17 protein-coding genes are annotated in these 17706 nt (G+C 42.0%); 15 read left to right on the forward strand and 2 right to left on the reverse strand.

Features of this window, described 5'->3' with window-relative positions; translation table 11 throughout:
• Position 1 precedes the first annotated feature (1 nt).
• Together pheT and zapA are read left to right on the forward strand one after the other, a co-directional pair.
• Positions 2-2452, forward strand: a complete 2451-nt coding sequence (pheT, locus tag KJS58_RS07905) for a phenylalanine--tRNA ligase subunit beta (protein ID WP_213532008.1) — start codon at positions 2-4, stop codon at positions 2450-2452.
• Positions 2453-2665: 213 nt separating this feature from the next.
• Complete coding sequence (zapA, locus tag KJS58_RS07910) at positions 2666-5695, forward strand: cell division protein ZapA (protein WP_213532009.1); 3030 nt, start codon at positions 2666-2668, stop codon at positions 5693-5695.
• A gap of 86 nt (positions 5696-5781) precedes the next feature.
• Here zapA and KJS58_RS07915 read toward each other — a convergent pair whose 3' ends face one another.
• Together KJS58_RS07915 and KJS58_RS07920 are read right to left on the reverse strand one after the other, a co-directional pair.
• Complete coding sequence (locus KJS58_RS07915) at positions 5782-6165, reverse strand: cupredoxin domain-containing protein (protein WP_213532010.1); 384 nt, start codon at positions 6163-6165, stop codon at positions 5782-5784.
• Between the two features lie 170 nt (positions 6166-6335).
• Positions 6336-6686 (reverse strand): phage holin family protein, encoded by a 351-nt coding sequence (locus KJS58_RS07920; RefSeq protein ID WP_213532011.1) that lies wholly within the window; start codon positions 6684-6686, stop codon positions 6336-6338.
• A 155-nt stretch (positions 6687-6841) separates the two neighbouring features.
• Between KJS58_RS07920 and KJS58_RS07925 the strand changes: the two genes are divergently transcribed.
• The 13 genes from KJS58_RS07925 to KJS58_RS07985 all read left to right on the forward strand — a co-directional run bounded on the left by KJS58_RS07925 (position 6842) and on the right by KJS58_RS07985 (position 17633).
• On the forward strand, positions 6842-9199 hold the full coding sequence (locus tag KJS58_RS07925; RefSeq protein WP_213532012.1) for an endonuclease MutS2: 2358 nt from the start codon (positions 6842-6844) through the stop codon (positions 9197-9199).
• 150 nt (positions 9200-9349) lie between these two features.
• Complete coding sequence (locus KJS58_RS07930) at positions 9350-9973, forward strand: hypothetical protein (RefSeq protein ID WP_213532013.1); 624 nt, start codon at positions 9350-9352, stop codon at positions 9971-9973.
• A gap of 177 nt (positions 9974-10150) precedes the next feature.
• Complete coding sequence (locus tag KJS58_RS07935) at positions 10151-11344, forward strand: MFS transporter (RefSeq protein ID WP_283771255.1); 1194 nt, start codon at positions 10151-10153, stop codon at positions 11342-11344.
• Positions 11345-11420: 76 nt separating this feature from the next.
• Positions 11421-11657 (forward strand): hypothetical protein, encoded by a 237-nt coding sequence (locus KJS58_RS07940; RefSeq protein WP_213532014.1) that lies wholly within the window; start codon positions 11421-11423, stop codon positions 11655-11657.
• 43 nt (positions 11658-11700) lie between these two features.
• Positions 11701-12099: a spore coat protein gene (locus KJS58_RS07945; protein WP_213532015.1), complete on the forward strand. Its 399-nt coding sequence runs from the start codon at positions 11701-11703 to the stop codon at positions 12097-12099.
• 168 nt (positions 12100-12267) lie between these two features.
• A complete protein-coding gene (locus KJS58_RS07950; RefSeq protein WP_160032851.1) occupies positions 12268-12768 on the forward strand; it encodes an Lrp/AsnC family transcriptional regulator in 501 nt (166 codons plus the stop codon).
• Between the two features lie 15 nt (positions 12769-12783).
• On the forward strand, positions 12784-14004 hold the full coding sequence (locus KJS58_RS07955) for an aminotransferase class I/II-fold pyridoxal phosphate-dependent enzyme (protein ID WP_213532016.1): 1221 nt from the start codon (positions 12784-12786) through the stop codon (positions 14002-14004).
• Between the two features lie 233 nt (positions 14005-14237).
• Positions 14238-14423: an aspartyl-phosphate phosphatase Spo0E family protein gene (locus tag KJS58_RS07960; protein ID WP_374705797.1), complete on the forward strand. Its 186-nt coding sequence runs from the start codon at positions 14238-14240 to the stop codon at positions 14421-14423.
• A gap of 107 nt (positions 14424-14530) precedes the next feature.
• The gene (locus KJS58_RS07965; protein WP_213532017.1) at positions 14531-15097 is read left to right on the forward strand and encodes a hypothetical protein; all 567 of its coding nucleotides are present in this window, start codon (positions 14531-14533) and stop codon (positions 15095-15097) included.
• Between the two features lie 49 nt (positions 15098-15146).
• Entirely contained in the window at positions 15147-15689 is a 543-nt protein-coding gene (locus KJS58_RS07970) for a bifunctional adenosylcobinamide kinase/adenosylcobinamide-phosphate guanylyltransferase (protein ID WP_213532018.1), read from the forward strand.
• A gap of 12 nt (positions 15690-15701) precedes the next feature.
• Positions 15702-16271 carry a cob(I)yrinic acid a,c-diamide adenosyltransferase gene (locus KJS58_RS07975; protein WP_213532019.1) on the forward strand — a complete coding sequence of 190 codons (570 nt, stop codon included), beginning with the start codon at positions 15702-15704 and terminating at the stop codon, positions 16269-16271.
• Entirely contained in the window at positions 16268-17227 is a 960-nt protein-coding gene (locus KJS58_RS07980; protein ID WP_213532020.1) for an RluA family pseudouridine synthase, read from the forward strand. The genes KJS58_RS07975 and KJS58_RS07980 overlap by 4 nt, the downstream gene beginning before the upstream one ends.
• 46 nt (positions 17228-17273) lie before the next feature.
• Positions 17274-17633, forward strand: a complete 360-nt coding sequence (locus KJS58_RS07985; RefSeq protein ID WP_213532021.1) for an arsenate reductase family protein — start codon at positions 17274-17276, stop codon at positions 17631-17633.
• The last annotated feature ends 73 nt before the right edge of the window (positions 17634-17706 follow it).

A 17706-nucleotide genomic window follows, 5' to 3' on the forward strand; every position in this document is an offset into this window, starting at 1 on the left:
CGTGAGAGTATCTACAGAGTGGTTGTCTGATTATATATCTCTTGAAAATGTAGCTCCGGAAGATCTGGCTGAGCGTATTACAAGAGCGGGTATTGAAATTGATGTAGTGGAAAACCGTAACCAAGGCGTAACGAAAGTTGTGGTTGGCTACGTGAAGAGCAAAGAGAAGCATCCAGATGCGGATAAGCTTAATATCTGTAAAGTCGATGCAGGTCTTGAAGAAGAACTTCAAATTGTATGCGGCGCGAAAAATGTAGATGCAGGTCAAAAAGTACCGGTAGCTATGATCGGAGCCAAGCTTCCCGGCGGTCTCGATATCAAAAAAGCAAAACTGCGCGGCGTATTATCCCAAGGGATGATTTGTTCTGCGAAAGAGCTGGGACTTAATGATAAATTGCTGCCAAAAGAACAACAAGAAGGTATTCTTGTTCTGCCTTCCGATCTTGAACCAGGCACGCCGATTGAACAAGTACTCGGTCTTAATGATCATGTGCTTGAACTGGATTTGACACCAAACCGTTCTGATGCATTATCAATGATCGGTGCAGCTTATGAAGTGAGCGCGATTTTAGGCAGAGAGATTACTTTGCCAAAACCGGAAGAGCAATTAACAGAATCGGGTTCCCCAGCAGCGAAGCATATTTCGGTAACGGTGAATGCGCCTGAGCTCTGCACTCACTATGCTGCTCGCTATATTACAGGTGTCCAAATTGCTCCTTCTCCACAGTGGATGCAAAATCGTCTTATGGCAGCTGGCATTCGTCCAATTAACAATATTGTGGATATTACGAACTATGTCATGCTTGAATATGGACAGCCTTTACATGCATTTGATGCAGATAGCCTTGCTGGCGGCAACATTGTTGTACGTACGGCAGCTGAAGGCGAAAAGATGGTGACACTTGACGGACAAGAGCGCAAGTTGAAAGAAACGATGCTGCTTATTACCGATGGTGAAAAACCAGTTGCGATCGCAGGAGTTATGGGCGGAGAAAACTCCGAAGTAACGAGTAATACGGTCAACCTTTTGCTTGAATCAGCTAGATTTGATGGAACTACTGTACGGAAAACATCTCGTGATCTTGGGCTTCGCTCCGAATCCAGTCTTCGTTTTGAGAAAAACGTAGATCCGAATGCTGTTATTCCGGCACTGAATCGCGCAGCATCCCTGATCGCTCAGTATGCAGCAGGTACGGTACATCCGGGGATTGTAGAATCTGCACCGGCTCAAACAGAAGAGTTTGTGATTTCTTTATCTACTGATAAAGTGAATAATTATCTGGGAACCCTACTCACAACAGAAGAGATCAAAGCGATTTTCGATCGTCTTCATTTTGCATATGAGGTATCATCCAGTGATGAACTTAAAGTAACCGTTCCTACCCGCCGTGGTGATATTACTCGTGATGTAGATCTAATCGAAGAAGTAGCAAGACTATATGGATACGATCTTATTCCAACGACGGTGATTGAAGGTCCAACTACACCAGGTTCCTTCACGAAGGATCAAACGATTCGCCGTGCGCTTCGCGCTCTTCTTTCGAATGGCGGTTATCATGAAGTGATCAGTTACTCATTCGTAAATCCGGTGCGCGGTTCATTGTTCTCGGAACTTACAAAAGGCAGTCACTCTGTTAAACTGGCTATGCCGATGAGTGAAGAGCAAAGTGTGCTGAGAACGAGTATTTTGCCGCAGATGCTTTCCGCAGCTGAATACAACCGGAATCGTAAACAGGACAGTTTGGCACTTTTTGAGATTGGTAATGTGTTTTATACAGAGGAAGAAAGCTTGACGAAGCAGCCACGTGAGATTCCTGCGCTATCCCTGCTTCTTAGTGGAAATCGTGTAGAAAAACAATGGAATACATCTGTACAAAAAGTGGACTTCTTTGATCTAAAAGGAGCTATTGAGTCTATTTTTGCTTATCTCGGTCTTGATAAAAACGTGTCCTATATCGCAAATGAACCGAAGGACTTCCATCCGGGACGTTCTGCTTCCATTTATCTAAATGTAGAAGGCAAAGATGCGATCCTGATCGGAACAATGGGGCAGGTTCATCCTGAAATTCAAAACAGCTATGATCTGGCGGATACGTATGTTGCAGAATTGTCGCTTGAAGCAATCTATGAATATGCTAGACCTGCACTCGTATATCGTGAACTTCCTCGTTTCCCTGCTGTTGAACGTGATATTGCAGTTGTGGTTGAGGAGAGCGTTGAAGCAGGTGCAATGCTGACGTCTATTCGCGAATCCGCGGGAGAACTGTTACAATCAGTTCAGGTATTCGATATCTTTACCGGAGAAAAACTAGGTCTTGGCAAGAAAAGTGTTGCTCTTGCCCTGACTTACCGTCACCATGAACATACACTGACAGAAGAAGAAATTACAGCCGTTCATAGTAAAGTAGTAGAAGATCTTTCTACTCGCTTTGGAGCCGAACTCCGAAAATAAGGATATGACGAGCTTGGCGTGTAAGTTTCCATGTTTCTCCTTTATTTTTTGAGGAATTAATTGAAGGAATTGCTCTAAGTCACATCGAATCCTTAAAGATAAAGGCTTCGATGTGACTTTTTGTTTAGGGATCTTTATACTTACACTTATAACCTAATAAATAGGGTTACATCATCTAAGAATCAACATACAGACTTGAAGGAGGGCACAACTGTGACTACACCTGATCGTACACGCGTTACCGTAGAGATCTACGGAACTTCTTATAAATTGGTCGGCAGCAGTGCCGAATATATGAAACAAGTGGCCAGTATGGTCGATGAAAGAATGAACACCATTTCTAAAAATCATTCCAGACTAGATACTCCAAGACTGGCAGTACTCACTGCAGTACATATGGCAGAAGAGTCTCTTCAGGTTCAGCAAGTAAAGAATGAACTGAAGATGGTCACTGGTGAGCGCACTCAGCTCGTTAGTGAGCTGGATAAACTCAAAATTACTTATGAACAACAAAAAGAAAAATTAGAGCAGTTTGAAACCGTTACGAAAGAGATGGAGAAAGAAAAGCAATCTGCTCAGCAAGCACTGGCGCAGCTTGAGAGTGTTCGTGCCGAAGAGCAAAAGGTACTCAAAGCTCAGCTTGAAGAAGCTCTTGCGAAGGTTTCACTTCGGGAGGGTGAATTAAAACAGGCGAAGCAAAATAATACGGAACTCTCTACTCGTATGCAGCAGAACGATAAAAAGTGGCAGCAACAGTTATCGGAGAAACAAAAAGAGTATACGGTAGCACTTGAGGCTCGGCGTAAGGAAGTGCTGGCTGAAGCAGAGCTTAAGCATAAGAAACTTCAAGAAGAAGCAGACGCGAAACTGAAGGAGCTGAATTTACTCCTGAATCAGCGTTCTGCTGAACTAAATAAAGTGGCTCAAGAGCGTAAAGCACTTGAAACTAAATTCCAGACCGATCAACAGAACTGGGAAAAACAACTTAAGGCAAACAAAGAAAATTGGGAGAAACAGCTCCAAACAGATAAACAAAACTGGGATAAAGAGCTCCAAACCAAACTCAAAAACCTTACGGAGCAACACCAGCGTAAAGAGCAGGAACTAGAGAATAATTGGCAACAGTTGAAAAAAGACCTTGAAAAGAAATTGGAGCGTAAGGAACAGGAACGTGCGGCTGCAAATCAAGCACTGCAGGATTATAAACAGCAGGCTGCGGAAGAATTACAAACCATGCAGGAACTGGCTGATACCGAAATTCGTGAAGCTCGCACTGCGGCTGACGAACAGATTCGCCTTGCAGAAGCACAGCTGCAAACGAAGCTTGAACAATGGCAAGAACAGCATGCGCTTGATATCGAATCTATCAAAGCAGAGGCTCAGGCAGAAGCAGAGAAGAGTATTAATGAAGTTATGGAAATGCTTACGGAAACCGAAGAAAAGCATGCAAATATAATTTCATCTATTAAGGCGGATGCGTTAGAGCGTACAGAACAGCTGGAACAGCGCCTTCAACAAGCAAATGATGATCTGGAAGCAGAACGGGAAAGATCGGAAGAACAGCTTCAAGAATTGAAGAAGGAAATGGAAGCTAAGGTACAAGAGGCTGAGCGTCTTGCGTTGGAAGAAGCAGAGAAGGCCGAGACAGAAGCGTATGAGCTATACAAAACAGAACTGAATAACACGAAACAGCAAATTATGGCTGATCATGATAAGAAAGAGCAGAAACTTCTTCAAGAATTGACTCAATTGCAGGAGAGTTTGGAGAACGAGCGAAAAGAAGCGAGTTTACAGCTTGAAGAAGCGATGAGGGAGCTATCTGAAGAAGAAGAAGGGCGCAAACAATTGGCGGCTGTATTAGAAGATGAGAAGTCTCGAATCCAGAAACTTGAATCTTTGAATGTTGCTGCGGAAGAGAACATTTCGAAATATACACGCCGAGTACAAGAACTTGAACAACAGATTACTGAAACCAAAGAAAACAGTGTTGCTCTGCAGAGAAAGCTCCATACAGCAGAACAAGATCGTTTGAAAGCACAGGAAAGAATAGTAGAGCTGAAACAAAAAGTACAACAAGCGGCTGAAAGGGAAACAGCGAGTACTGCGCTGATTCGCAAATTACAGGAGCAACAAGCGGCTAGTCAGCAGGAATTGAATAAAATGAAACAAGCGGGAGCCAAAGCAGAAGAGGAACAGCGCCGATTGCAAAAAGTACTCGAACAAGCTCATGCGGCAACCCGTAAATTACAAAGTGAAGTTGCAACACTTACGGAAAGTGAGAAAAATTGGAGAACAATTGCGGAACAGAGACAAAAGGATATTAGTCAGCTGGAGAATGACGTCTTAGAAAGTGCAGAGCAATTCGAGTCTGCAGAAGCGCGTCTTCGTGACTTACAGCAAGAGTTTAATAGGGCTCAAGATGAAGCACAAAAAGCGCAACAGCAGGCCGAGAATCTCAGAGAACAGTTGTCTGTTCTTGACGGTAAGTATGCTGAACTGAATGGTAAATTTGAATCTTCCGTCGAAGAGGCTCAGCAGCATCTTCAAATGTCAGAGCAGTACGAACAAGAGCTGCAGCGGCTTCGCAAAGATCTAAATATTCTTGAAGCTGAACTGAAAGATGCCAAAGAAGAAGTGAATAGCAGACAGTCTCAACTCGATAAAGTAGAAGAAGAAGCGATTGAATGGCAATTAAGATGTGAAGAACTTACAGAAGCCGAGTCCAAGCTTCAGCAGGAACGTAAACAGTTGGAAGAGGAGCAGAAACAGCTTCGCAGTCAACTTAGAGATTGGGCTGAGAAAGAACAAGAATGGACAAATCAGCAGGAGCGAATGGATCAAGAGAATAAGGAGCTTCAGCGCGAATATCAATATCTCATGAACCAACAAGCTGATTGGGAAGCAAATCGTAAGCATCTAGAGGAGGAAGTGAAGAGCTGGCAGAAACAGATTGCAGCTGGTAATGATAGATTGCTTGAATTATCCTATGAGAAAAATGAAGCGATCTCTCGTTCTTCTTCGCTCGAAAGCGATAAGAAAGCACTTGAAACCGAACTTCAGGAAATTATGGAGCGTTATGAAATAACGGCTCACCAGTTGAGACTCCTTGAGGTTGAACGTGAAATGCATCAAGATAAATCAGAAGATTTGGCGAATGACTACCGTAAATTGCAAGAAGAGTATGCTAAACTCCAAACGGAGTATAATGAATGGATAGAACTGATTGAGCAGGATCAAAACTAATTAAGCTTCGATTGATTAGAAAAATTGGTAGTAAAAAGACCCTCGTACAAGGCTAATTAAGCCTTGGATGAGGGTCTTTTGTGTTGCTATTCTTCTACAATGATTTTAGATACCATTGTCGAGTGACCTTTTCCGCAAAAAATGGAGCAGGCAACTTCAAATTCGCCGGCCTCCTCAGGAGTAATCACAGTAGAACTCTGTTTGGTGTCGAGTTGCACGCCGAGTCCTGGTACAATAATTCCATGGTTTCCTTCAACGTTTTCATAAACAATACGAACGGGAACTCCTTTTTTTACACGATATTCAGGTTGATCGAATTCGTAATTTGTTGCTTTAATAGTAATTTCTTCACTTGCTGCCACATCTGGTTCCGTAATTCCGCTGTCTGAACCTGATTTCGAGTCTTGACCGCATGCAGCAAGTACGAATAATAACATTGCACTTAGAAGTAGTACGATTGCTTTTTTCAAGAGTGAGAACCTCCCATAAAAATATTTTAGGTACATACATCATTATGATACCGTAGATCTTCTAGGGGTGTACATTCCAAATACGTCATATTTTTGAATAATATCAACAATAAAAACAGCAAAAAAGATCTCCTTCATAAAGAAGAAGATCTTTTTGCTGTTATGTTCATTTATTTATGTTTTTTTGCAGCATCGAATGGAGTTGGGACAAAAATATCAATGATCCCAATCACAAGTGCTGCTAGAAGAGCACCGAGAATACTTGCGGATACGTTACTTACAATATATTGGGATAACCAGATGACAAGCGCACTAACTAGGAATCCCACGATCCCCCGACCAAAGGGAGATACTCTCTTGCCGAAAATACTTTCGACCACCCATCCGAGTAGTGCGATGATCAGTGCTAACAGAAGTGCACTGCCAAAACCGTGTACAGAGAAACCAGGAACGATCCAACTTACCAGCAACAATACAATTGCTGCCACAATAAAACGAACAATTGCCCCTAAAATTGACATATCATATATCCTCCTTAGATTTGATGTATTCTTGGGTATGCATAACCTATTATGTAGCAAATCGACACAAATTATGTGTAGATTTGATTTCTCAAATGGCACAAGTCCTGCTCATTCGTTATAATGAAATATAGAGCCTGAGAGGAGTTGTCACATTGGATTCGAAAATTTTGCATACGTTAGAATACCGTAAAATTTTAAATACAATATCTCTATACACACAAACCGAGATAGGTAAACATAAAGCGGAAAATCTGATGCCTGTATCTGATCTTGAAGAAGTGAAATCATTGCTTACAGGTACAGACCAAGCTGTGGCTGTAGATCGTTTAAAAGGGATTCCTTCTTTTACTGGAGTGACCGATATTACATCGGCTGTGAAAAGAGCTCGGATCGGAGGAACACTGAACCCTCATGAGTTGCTTGCTATCCATAATACCGTTCATACGGCACGCAGGATTAAACGAATCCTTCACAGCATGGAAGATGAGATTGAAATCAGCAAGTTGTCATTTTTAAGCGAGCAGCTTTCAGAACAAAAACCGCTGGAAGATGCCATTAAATCTTGTATCAATGAAACAGCAGAGGTGCTGGATTCTGCAAGTTCCGCATTATCACAAATTCGAAGAGAACTTCGGTCAGGTGAATCACGGATTAGAGAAAAACTGGATTCTATGATTCGTTCATCTACGGTTTCCAAAATGTTACAAGACCAGCTGATCACGATACGCGGTGATCGGTTCGTTATCCCTGTAAAAGCGGAGTATCGTGCCCACTTCGGTGGTATTGTTCATGATCAATCAGGTTCGGGGGCTACTCTGTTTATAGAACCGGAATCCATCGTTGCCATGAACAACAAGCTGAGAGAGACACGTTTAGCAGAAGAACGCGAAATCGAAGTGATCTTGCAGAAATTGACAGCTCTTGTAGGTGAACAATCCGAGTGGCTCATTGATGATGTCGAATTGTTGGGGACCCTTGATTTCATTTTTGCGAAAGCACGGGTTGCCCGCGAAATGAAAGCAACACTGCCAATCATGAATGATCGTGGGTTTATGAAGATCAAAAAAGGACGTCATCCTTTAATCCCACTGGATAAAGTTGTACCAACGGATCTTGAACTTGGGAATTCATATAGTTCGATCATTGTGACAGGACCGAATACAGGTGGTAAGACGGTTACCCTTAAAACGGTTGGTCTACTCAGCCTTATGGCGATGTCAGGATTATTTGTGCCTGCTGAAGATGGAAGTCAGTTATGTGTTTTTGATGCGATCTATGCTGATATTGGTGATGAGCAAAGTATTGAACAAAGTCTCAGTACGTTTTCAAGCCATATGACGAATATTATTCGCATTCTATCCCAGATGACACCGAAAAGTTTGGTGCTTTTGGATGAGCTGGGTGCAGGGACAGATCCTGCTGAAGGTTCTGCGCTTGCGATCTCCATTCTTGAGCATATTCACTCTACAGGTTGTCGTATGATTGCAACGACTCACTATAGTGAACTAAAAGCATACGCATACGAACGAAAAGGAATTATTAATGCGAGCATGGAGTTTGATGTCGCGTCACTAAGTCCCACGTACCGCTTATTGATTGGCGTACCTGGGCGTAGTAATGCGTTTGCTATTGCTGAACGTTTGGGTCTGCAATCTGACATTCTCGACTATGCACGCGGTGAAGTGAAAGAAGAAGATCAGCGTGTTGAGAACATGATCGCATCCCTTGAAGATAACCGGCTTAAAGCCGAGCAGGAACATGATAAAGCTCAGCAAATTCGTGCAGAACTTGAACAGCTTCGAAGTCAGCATGAACATGAAATTAAAAAACTGGAAGAACAACGTGAAAAATGGTTAACGAAGGCGGAGCAAGAAGCTCGTGAGATCGTATCCAAAGCCCGTCAAGAATCGGAAAAAATCATTCAAGACCTTAGAAAAATGGCACTTGAAGAAGGTGCTTCTGTCAAAGAGCACAAGTTGATTGCTGCTCGTAAAGGGCTGGAAGAAGCAGAACCGGCAGAACGTAAGAAAAAAGTGAAGAAAGCAGCTGGAACTAAAAAAATTGGCCTTGGTGATGAAGTGAAGGTTAGCAGTCTGAATCAAAAAGGCCATGTGGTTGAATTGTCTGGCAAAGAGGCACTTGTTCAAATAGGCATTATGAAAATGAAAATAGCTGTCTCCGATCTGGAACTGATCGAAACGTCGCAAAAAGCATCGACTCAGGTCCAGCGCCATGTTACCGCGGTGAAACGGACTCGTGATGATAATGTGCGGTCTGAACTTGATTTGCGAGGAGCGAATCTTGAGGAAGCACTGATTGAAGCGGATCGTTTTATTGACGAAGCATTTTTATCTAACTTAGGACAAGTGTACTTAATTCACGGTAAAGGAACAGGAGTACTCCGTACAGGAATTCAGGATTATTTAAGAAAACATAAAAATGTCAAAAGTTATCGTCTTGGAAATTATGGAGAAGGCGGTTCCGGTGTGACCGTTGTTGAACTGAAATAAGAAGGTTCTATAAGTACAGGAGGATCTCATGAAAAATTTAACCCGGATTTTGTTTGCTGCTGCCATCATTTTTTTTGCAGCAGGAATCGTGTATATGATGAACGGGTAATGGGCTAAGATGAAATGGGATAGTATGAAAGGATGAATGAAATGGAAACAACAGTATGTCCATGGTGTCAAACAGAAATCGTATGGGATGAGGAGCTGGGTCCGGAAGAAGAATGCCCTTATTGCAATAATCCTCTATCAGCCATTCCAGACCAAGAAGAACCTGAAACCACTGCAGATGAGTTACAAACCAACAACCAAAAAGAAGATCTTCCTAAAGTGAATCTTGAAGGATATCGTACGGTTAACGTGACGCTCACAGAGGAAGAGGAACTTTTGAAAGAAAGAGCGGCTGCGGAAGTAACCGAAGAAGATTATGATCAGCTCTGGGAGGACGAAACAGATACACTTCTTCCTACTGCCAGAGTACTTGATCAATATGAAGAATCTGGGGTTGATCTGGCTAAATATTCTGATGCTGTGCAGTCTATTCTCGATTTACAAGAGGAAGCACCTGAATGTCCAAACTGCCGTGAATTTTTGCTTCATACCGGTGTACAGACGGTAACAAGAGACAGCTTTACAAAAATTCAATCCGTGATGCCTCCGCTTGAAGCGCCATTTGGTTTGAATATTTATGTTTGTCCTTCATGTTTTCATACGACACAAAGTCTAGCCTCCGAGGATAGACTGCGTATGGTGAAACGCTTAAGTCAAAGTAAATAAATAACACTTTATATAAGGGAATACATACCGCTTCAAGGTGTGTGTTCCTTTTTTTGTTTCCAATTTTATGAAATTGTTAAACCGAGACAAGTTTTTTGTCAAGAGAGGACATATTAGTTTTGATACTTATGGTAGTCCTGCTTCCTAAAGGCAGCAGAGCGTAAGGAGGGGAACGAAGTGAAAAAGGCAATGCTTGACGGGCAATCCAAGCTGCTTCTGTTTGTAAATGGTTTGTTTGTCCTTGCGAGTGCCTTATCGGGCACCTTTATTAATGTGTTTCTATGGAAAAGCCGTCAGGATTTCACCATGATTGGTTGGTTCACCATCAGTCAGCAAATAGCGCTTGTCCTTACTTTTTGGCTGGCTGGAAAGTGGGTGAAAGAACATAACAAAATGAATGTCATCAGAGTCGGCATTTTATTATCTGCTGTATTCTATCTTCTTGTACTTTGGCTTGATCAGGAGGCCGTATCGTATATTTGGCCATTAGGGTTATTACTCGGAACTTCGCTTGGTTTGTTCTGGATCTCATTTAATGTGGTTTATTTTGAAGTGACCAGTCGAGATAACCGTGACTTGTTTAATGGATGGGTTGGGCTTATCGGCTCACTAGTGGGGATTGTGGGTCCCTGGGCATCAGGTCTTGTCATTTCGCTATCAAAGGCGAATCAAGGATACAGAATCATATTTATGATTTCGATGGTTGTTTATGGAGTAGGCGTTATTGTCAGCTTCTTTTTGAAAAAAAGAAAGACAGAAGGGACTTACTACTGGATAGAACCTTTTCGCCAACTAAAGAATACAGCGAGTCCGTGGCGTCATGCAGCTCCTGCTCTTGCTTTCCAAGGGATCAGAGAAGGCGTGTTTTCATTTTCAGTAAACCTCTTGGTATATATCGCTACAACTCAAGAAGTAAAATTAGGACAATTCTATCTGTATACATCTTTAGTGGCTCTTGTCAGTTATCATTTTGTTGGAAAATGGTACAAACCATCTCATCGTTACTATGGATCTTTGATAGGGGCTGTATTGCTTTCTTTGCTTACGCTGCCTTTATTATGGTCTGTTAATTACAGCACCTTGCTCATCGTTGGTATAGGATCAGCATTATTTATGCCGTTTTATATTTTGCCGATGATCTCTTCTGTATTTGATCTCATGGGCACAAGTGATGAAATGGTGTCAAAAAGAGTCGAACTTGTCGTATTGCGTGAAATTTGTCTAACCGCAGGGAGAATTGCAGGAGTTCTTATCTTTATCCTAGTCCTATCTATCCATGATTCAAGCAAAACAATGACATGGCTTATGGTCATCCTCGGGTTTTCTCCGGTTCTCAGTTGGTTGTTTCTTCGTAAGCTCGTTCGTATCTAGCTGTACATAAAGGTCTTGAATACGGGCAAGCTATCAAACGAGAATGAAGAGTCATAACCTAAAGGAGGTAAGATTTATGCAAAATGGATCAATGCAGCCGATCACCGGGAAAGAACTCGAGTACATTGCCGATTGTTTATCGAATGAAGATTTATTGACCAAACAGTGCGCAGCGACCGCATCAAGTATTCAAAATCCAGCACTGAAGCAAGTTTTAAGTCAGCACATTCAAATGCATAAGCAGCATGCGGATCAGCTTATTGGCGCTCTGCAGCAACATCAGCCGCTCGCTCCCACACAACCATCTAACTAACAGATAAAAACCATTTTAATATTGAGAGGGAGGCAGAAAAAAGATGAATTCATCGTCCACTGGTTCATTTATGCCTGATGCAGATTTGGCGTATACAATCTTAGCCGATTTAAAAAGAACGGTACGTGAATACACAACGGCAACCACGGAATCCAACTGCCCAACCGTTCGCCAAATGTTTACTGATTTAACGAACAGTACTTTAAAATTACAAGGCGAACTTTATACCGTTATGCAACAAAGCAATATGTATCCAGCTCCAGGTAAGGCACTCCAATCGGATATTGATAAACAAATACAGACAGCGAATCAAACAAAACAGGAATGTGAACAGTTCGTACAACAAAAAAATATCAATGCGGTACCCGGCTCACCAATTGGTCAGCCTTTTCGATCGCCATTAAATACAAGTGAATATTCCTCCAACCCACACGTAAGATAGGAACGATGTTTAAAGGAAAACAGCACCTCGCAAACAAAGAGGTGTTGTTTTTTTTATTTGCAGTAATATTCATTTCATGTCATATTATATTTAATCTGCTTAACGAAAAGGTACTGCATGGCCCGTAACACGGACCCGTTACTGAAGATGTACTCTGGAGGGAAATGCATGATAGAACTTAATGATTTGAAATTAAAAGTACTTAATTTGTTAAAAGAAGACGCGAGAAGAACCCCGGCACTCCTTGCTACTTTACTTGGGACTTCGGAAGAAGAAATCAAGAAAGCGGTATCGGAACTTGAGAAAGACAATGTAATCGTGAAGTACGCGACCGTTGTGAACTGGGAAAAAGTCGATGATGAGAAAGTAACTGCCTTAATTGAAGTTCAAATTAGTCCGGAACGTGGTCGTGGTTTTGAAGGAATTGCAGAGCGTATTTATTTGTATCCACAAGTAAAATCTGTGTACCTCATGTCAGGAGCGTATGACCTCCTGGTTGAGATTGAAGGACGCAATTTACGCGAAGTCGCTAATTTTGTATCTGAAAGACTTTCAACGATCGATTCTGTATTGTCGACCAAGACAAACTTTATTCTTAAAAAATATAAACAAGACGGCATCATTTTTGAGCCACATCAAGAAGATAAACGGCTCCCTATTTCGCCATAAAAGGAAGTATGAGAGATGATAGTTAACCAAGATAAAAAAGATAATAAATCCGGTTCAAAATCAATGAGTTCGTATCTAAACCCAGGGGCTCAGCAAATACCACCGTCAGGGATCCGTAAGTTTTTTGACCTCGTTGGTCCTAACAAAGGGATTATTTCTCTTGGTGTAGGGGAGCCAGATTTTATTACACCGTGGCATATGCGTGAAGCTTCTGTTTACTCGCTTGAACGCGGGTTTACGAGCTATACGTCGAACGCTGGTATGATTGAACTTCGAGAAGCGATCAGTGATTACCTTGAACGGGGATTTCATACTCCATACGATCCTGAAGATGAAATTCTCGTTACGGTAGGCGGAAGTGAAGCGATTGACCTGGCATTACGTGCACTGATTGTGGCGGGCGATGAAATTTTGGTTCCTGAGCCTTGTTATGTAGCCTATTCGCCTATTATTGCACTTGGCGGGGGCGTCCCCGTAGGTGTAGAAACGGTAGCAGAAAATAATTTTAAGCTGACACCGGAAGCTCTTGAAGCAAAAATCACGCCTAAATCCAAAGTGCTTATTCTCTGTTATCCAAGCAATCCGACAGGAGCAACCATGACTTACGAAGATTGGCTGCCAATTGCTGAGATCGTAGAGAAGCATGATCTTATCGTCATTTCGGATGAAATCTATGCGGAACTTACATATAATCAAAAGCATGTAAGTTTTCCTTCGATCCCTGGGATGAGAGACAGAACGATCCTGGTAAGCGGGTTCTCTAAAGCATTTGCAATGACAGGTTGGAGAATTGGTTACATGTGCGGAAATTCTGATCTGATTTCAGCAATGCTTAAAATTCACCAGTATACCGTAATGTGTGCTCCGTCTATGGGGCAAGTTGCCGCTCTGGAAGCTTTGCGTAATGGGATAGAGGAAAAGGATCGGATGGTTGAGTCCTACAATCAGCGCCGCCGATTAATTGTTCAAGGATTTCGGGACATTGGACTGGATTGCCATGAACCTCAAGGTGCATTCTATGCATTTCCAAGTATACGCAAAACGGGTCTTACTTCAGAGGAGTTTGCCCACAGGTTATTAACGGAAGGCAAAGTTGCAACGGTTCCAGGCGGGGTTTTTGGTTCTGGTGGAGAAGGCTATTTAAGGTGCTCATATGCGACTTCTCTTGCTCAATTAAACGAAGCCTTAGAAAGAATCGGAAATTTTGTTTATAAACTCGAACAAGTGGGTAAATAAAAATATAATCCGATCATTTCCTGAGCAGCTGGTATAAATAAAACCAAAATGTAAACAATTCAACAATTTCCGTAAATTGTAACAATTGGTACTTGGGTTTATTTGTTTTTATGCTATAATCTGTAAGGATATAGATTTCTAGGGAGGGATTTACCTTGTTTTGTGCCGATTATGATTTGCCGACATACCGAGGTCAATATGCTGTGGATAGCGATAGCAGCACCTCTTGGCTTATAAACTCGGAGAAAGCATCATCACGCAATCTTTCCTTGGAAGATGAAATCCATATCCTGCGCAGCAAGATGGAAAGAATCTTTTTGGAAGAGAAGTCTTTTACTTCAGACATAGTGATCGAAATCAGCAGCTTGCTTGATTTAAAGATCAATGAATATATGAAGACCTATCCTAAGAAAGCATAAAAGCGTGAGCTCATTTTACAGGAGAAGACCCTTTTGAGGGTCTTCTTTTTTTGTGAAGCAGTATTGTGATATGATGTGAAATAAGGGAAAAAGGAGGAATCATTAAAGTGGCTAATAGAAGCAGATGGGCTCTAGTTGCATTATTATTCATGGTAATACTCTCGGCATGCGGCAAAGAGGAAGATACGGCGTTCCAGATTTTTATGACAGATGATCAAGGCAGTATCGCCGGCATTGAAGAGGAACTTCAATCTAAGTTACAAGAAAAGTTTGGGGACAGAATAACGATAGAAGTCATTTCGAGTCCGATCTATAATCAACAAAAACTTCTGCTTGAGTACGTTGGAAAAGCGAATGATCTGATGATTATGCCCGAAAATGATATGAAAGCGTATGGCAGTCAAGGATCACATATTGAACTTGAAGATACATTTAACCCAAAAACCTATAGTCGTGGTTTTTTTGAGGGCGGTACATATGAGATTGACGAAAATGGAGATATGTCTAAAGATATGGTGACGGGTGATCATTTGTTTGGAATTCCACTTGATGAAATGAAGATATTCCAAGAGTTGAATTACCCAGCAAAAAATCTGTTCGCAACCATCCCGGTTTCTACATCTGATATCGCATTAGCAAAAGAAGTTCTTAAGTTTATGACGGAATTAAATTAATTTATAATGAACGGACAAAGTGATATACCAGTAGGAGGGGGGCCGAGGGATGCTCATTATGGTAACAGGGGGAGTAAGCAGCGGTAAAACCCAGTTTGCACTATCCTATGCCTCAACACTTGCACGGGAAGGCATTTATATTACAGATGAACATGCAAAACCTTTGCCTGAAAAAATGAGAGCCCCGTCCAAACTGCGCAGAGTACATATCTCTTCTCACCAGTCACTTCCAGATACACTTGATCACATCAACAGGGAATCTAACTTGTTCCGTGCCGATCGTCGAATTGTTGTTATTGATAGTTTGACCAGCTGGATGATTAGTGAATGGAAAAACTGTTGGAATAGTGCGGATCAAGCTCGTATTATAGCAAGGTTGGAGCAATTAAAGGAAGTTGTTTTTTCTTATCAGGGATTACTTCTGATTATTACTAACGAAATGCAGGGAAGTTTTCATCCTTCTGAGGAGGAAAAACAATTCATTTCTTCAATGGCTGAGATGAATCGTATGATTGCAGTCAGAAGCGACCAGGTGTTTCAGCTCACTTCAGGCATTGCAAGCGAGATCAGCAGGAACAAAATCAGATATTAAGTGGAGGGAATAATGAAGATATATACTAAATCAGGTGATAAAGGCCAGACTTCAGTGATCGGTGCAAGAGTACCGAAAGACGATGACCGGGTCGAGGCTTATGGCACGATTGATGAACTAAATAGTTTTGTCGGTCAAGCCATCAGTATCATAACGAACGAAGAGAAGTTTGCGGATTTGAAAGAAGAACTGGAGATAATCCAGCAGGAGTTATTCGATTGCGGATCTGATCTTGCTTTTGTCAAATTGGAGGAAGGGAATTATAAAGTGTCTGGTGATATGGCAGAACGTTTAGAACAGTGGATCGATCTTCATCAAGCTGAAAATCCGCAAATTGAACGTTTCATTATTCCGGGAGGATGTGCCTTATCTTCCGCACTTCATGTGTGCCGTACCGTAAGCCGGAGAGCAGAACGCCGGGTCGTAACGCTTGGGTCTCACACTAAAATTAATCCTAGCGTTAGGCTGTATATGAATCGTCTGTCGGATTACTTTTTTGTTATCGCCCGTACGGCAAATGTTCGTTCTGAAGTTCCCGATGTAGAATATCTTCGCAGTAAAAAGGTGTTTCGAAGCAAATGATGTCTTACTATGATCCAATTGTATATGTTGTTCTTCCAGAAGATGAAGGGATGCTTCTAAAAACGATTTTGCAAAAAAGATTAGGAGTCTCCCGCAAGTTAATGTCCAGAGTGAAAATGACCGAATGTGGAATTCAATTAAATGGTCAGCGCGTCTATATCAGTGAGAAAGTAAAGGGCGGAGACCGAATCGAACTTCGAATGGAAAAAGAGACTTCGGAAGATATTTTACCGGAGCCTATTCCTTTTGACATCATATATGAGGATGAGCACCTGCTCATTGTGAATAAACCTGCTGGACTCATTGTACATCCAACCAGTGGTCACTATACGGGAACACTCGCTAATGGAGTGGTACATTACTGGCAGGAAAAAGGTGAACAAGTGCGTTTTAGACCTGTCCACAGGCTGGATCAAGACACGTCAGGAGTTTTGTGTATAGCTAAGAATCCATACGTGCATCAGCATATTTCCGAGCAAATGATACAGGGAACGGTAGATAAGTATTATACAGCGATTGTGCATGGATGTCCTGAACCCGCAGAAGGAATTATTGACGGACCTATTGACCGAGACCCACTAGAGCCGCATCGCCGAATCGTTACACCGGATGGTTATCCAGCTCGCACATTGTATCATATAGTGGAACGTTATCCACATGGCAGCATGGTGCACATAAAGCTCGAGAGTGGACGAACCCATCAAATCAGGGTGCATATGAGTTCGATCGGTTGTCCGCTAATTGGAGATACCTTTTATGGTGCCGATCAGCTTACACATGTGGAATTTAACCGTGAACAGGCAATACTAACGGATACATGGATAAATAGACAGGCTTTACATGCCAGCAAGCTTTCTTTAACTCACCCGCTTTCAGGGGAGAGAGTGACGTTTACTGCGGCTTTACCAACAGATATGGCACAGTTAAAAGCACAACTTGAAGAAGTGCAGGGTTAACAAAAATAATAACAAAACAGCTATCGATTCAGGAGGAACATAGTATATGAGTCAATTAACCGTATATCAATATGCGAAATGCGGCACTTGCCGTAAAGCAGTAAAATGGCTGGAGGCAGCTGGACATGAGCTAACACAAATTCCAATTTTTGAAGAACCGCCTACGGTAGATGAATTAGCATCACTTGTTGAGAACAGTGGACTGGAGCTGAAAAAGTTTTTCAATACAAGTGGAGAAGTTTATAAAGAAATGAATCTTAAGGATCAGTTGAAAGGAATGAGCAGAGAAGAACAGTTACAACTGTTGTCCTCTAATGGCCGACTGATTAAACGCCCGATTGTGACGGACGGAAGCAAGGTAACCGTTGGTTTCAAAGAAGAACAATTTCAAGAAACATGGGGTTGACCTGATCATCCCTTTTTAGAAGCGTGACTTTGGTATGCTTTCCATTGTTTTATCCCCAAACCTAGTGTAGCCT

Origin of the sequence: Paenibacillus sp. J45TS6 (assembly GCF_018403285.1) — a bacterium.
Lineage (GTDB): Bacteria > Bacillota > Bacilli > Paenibacillales > Paenibacillaceae > Paenibacillus.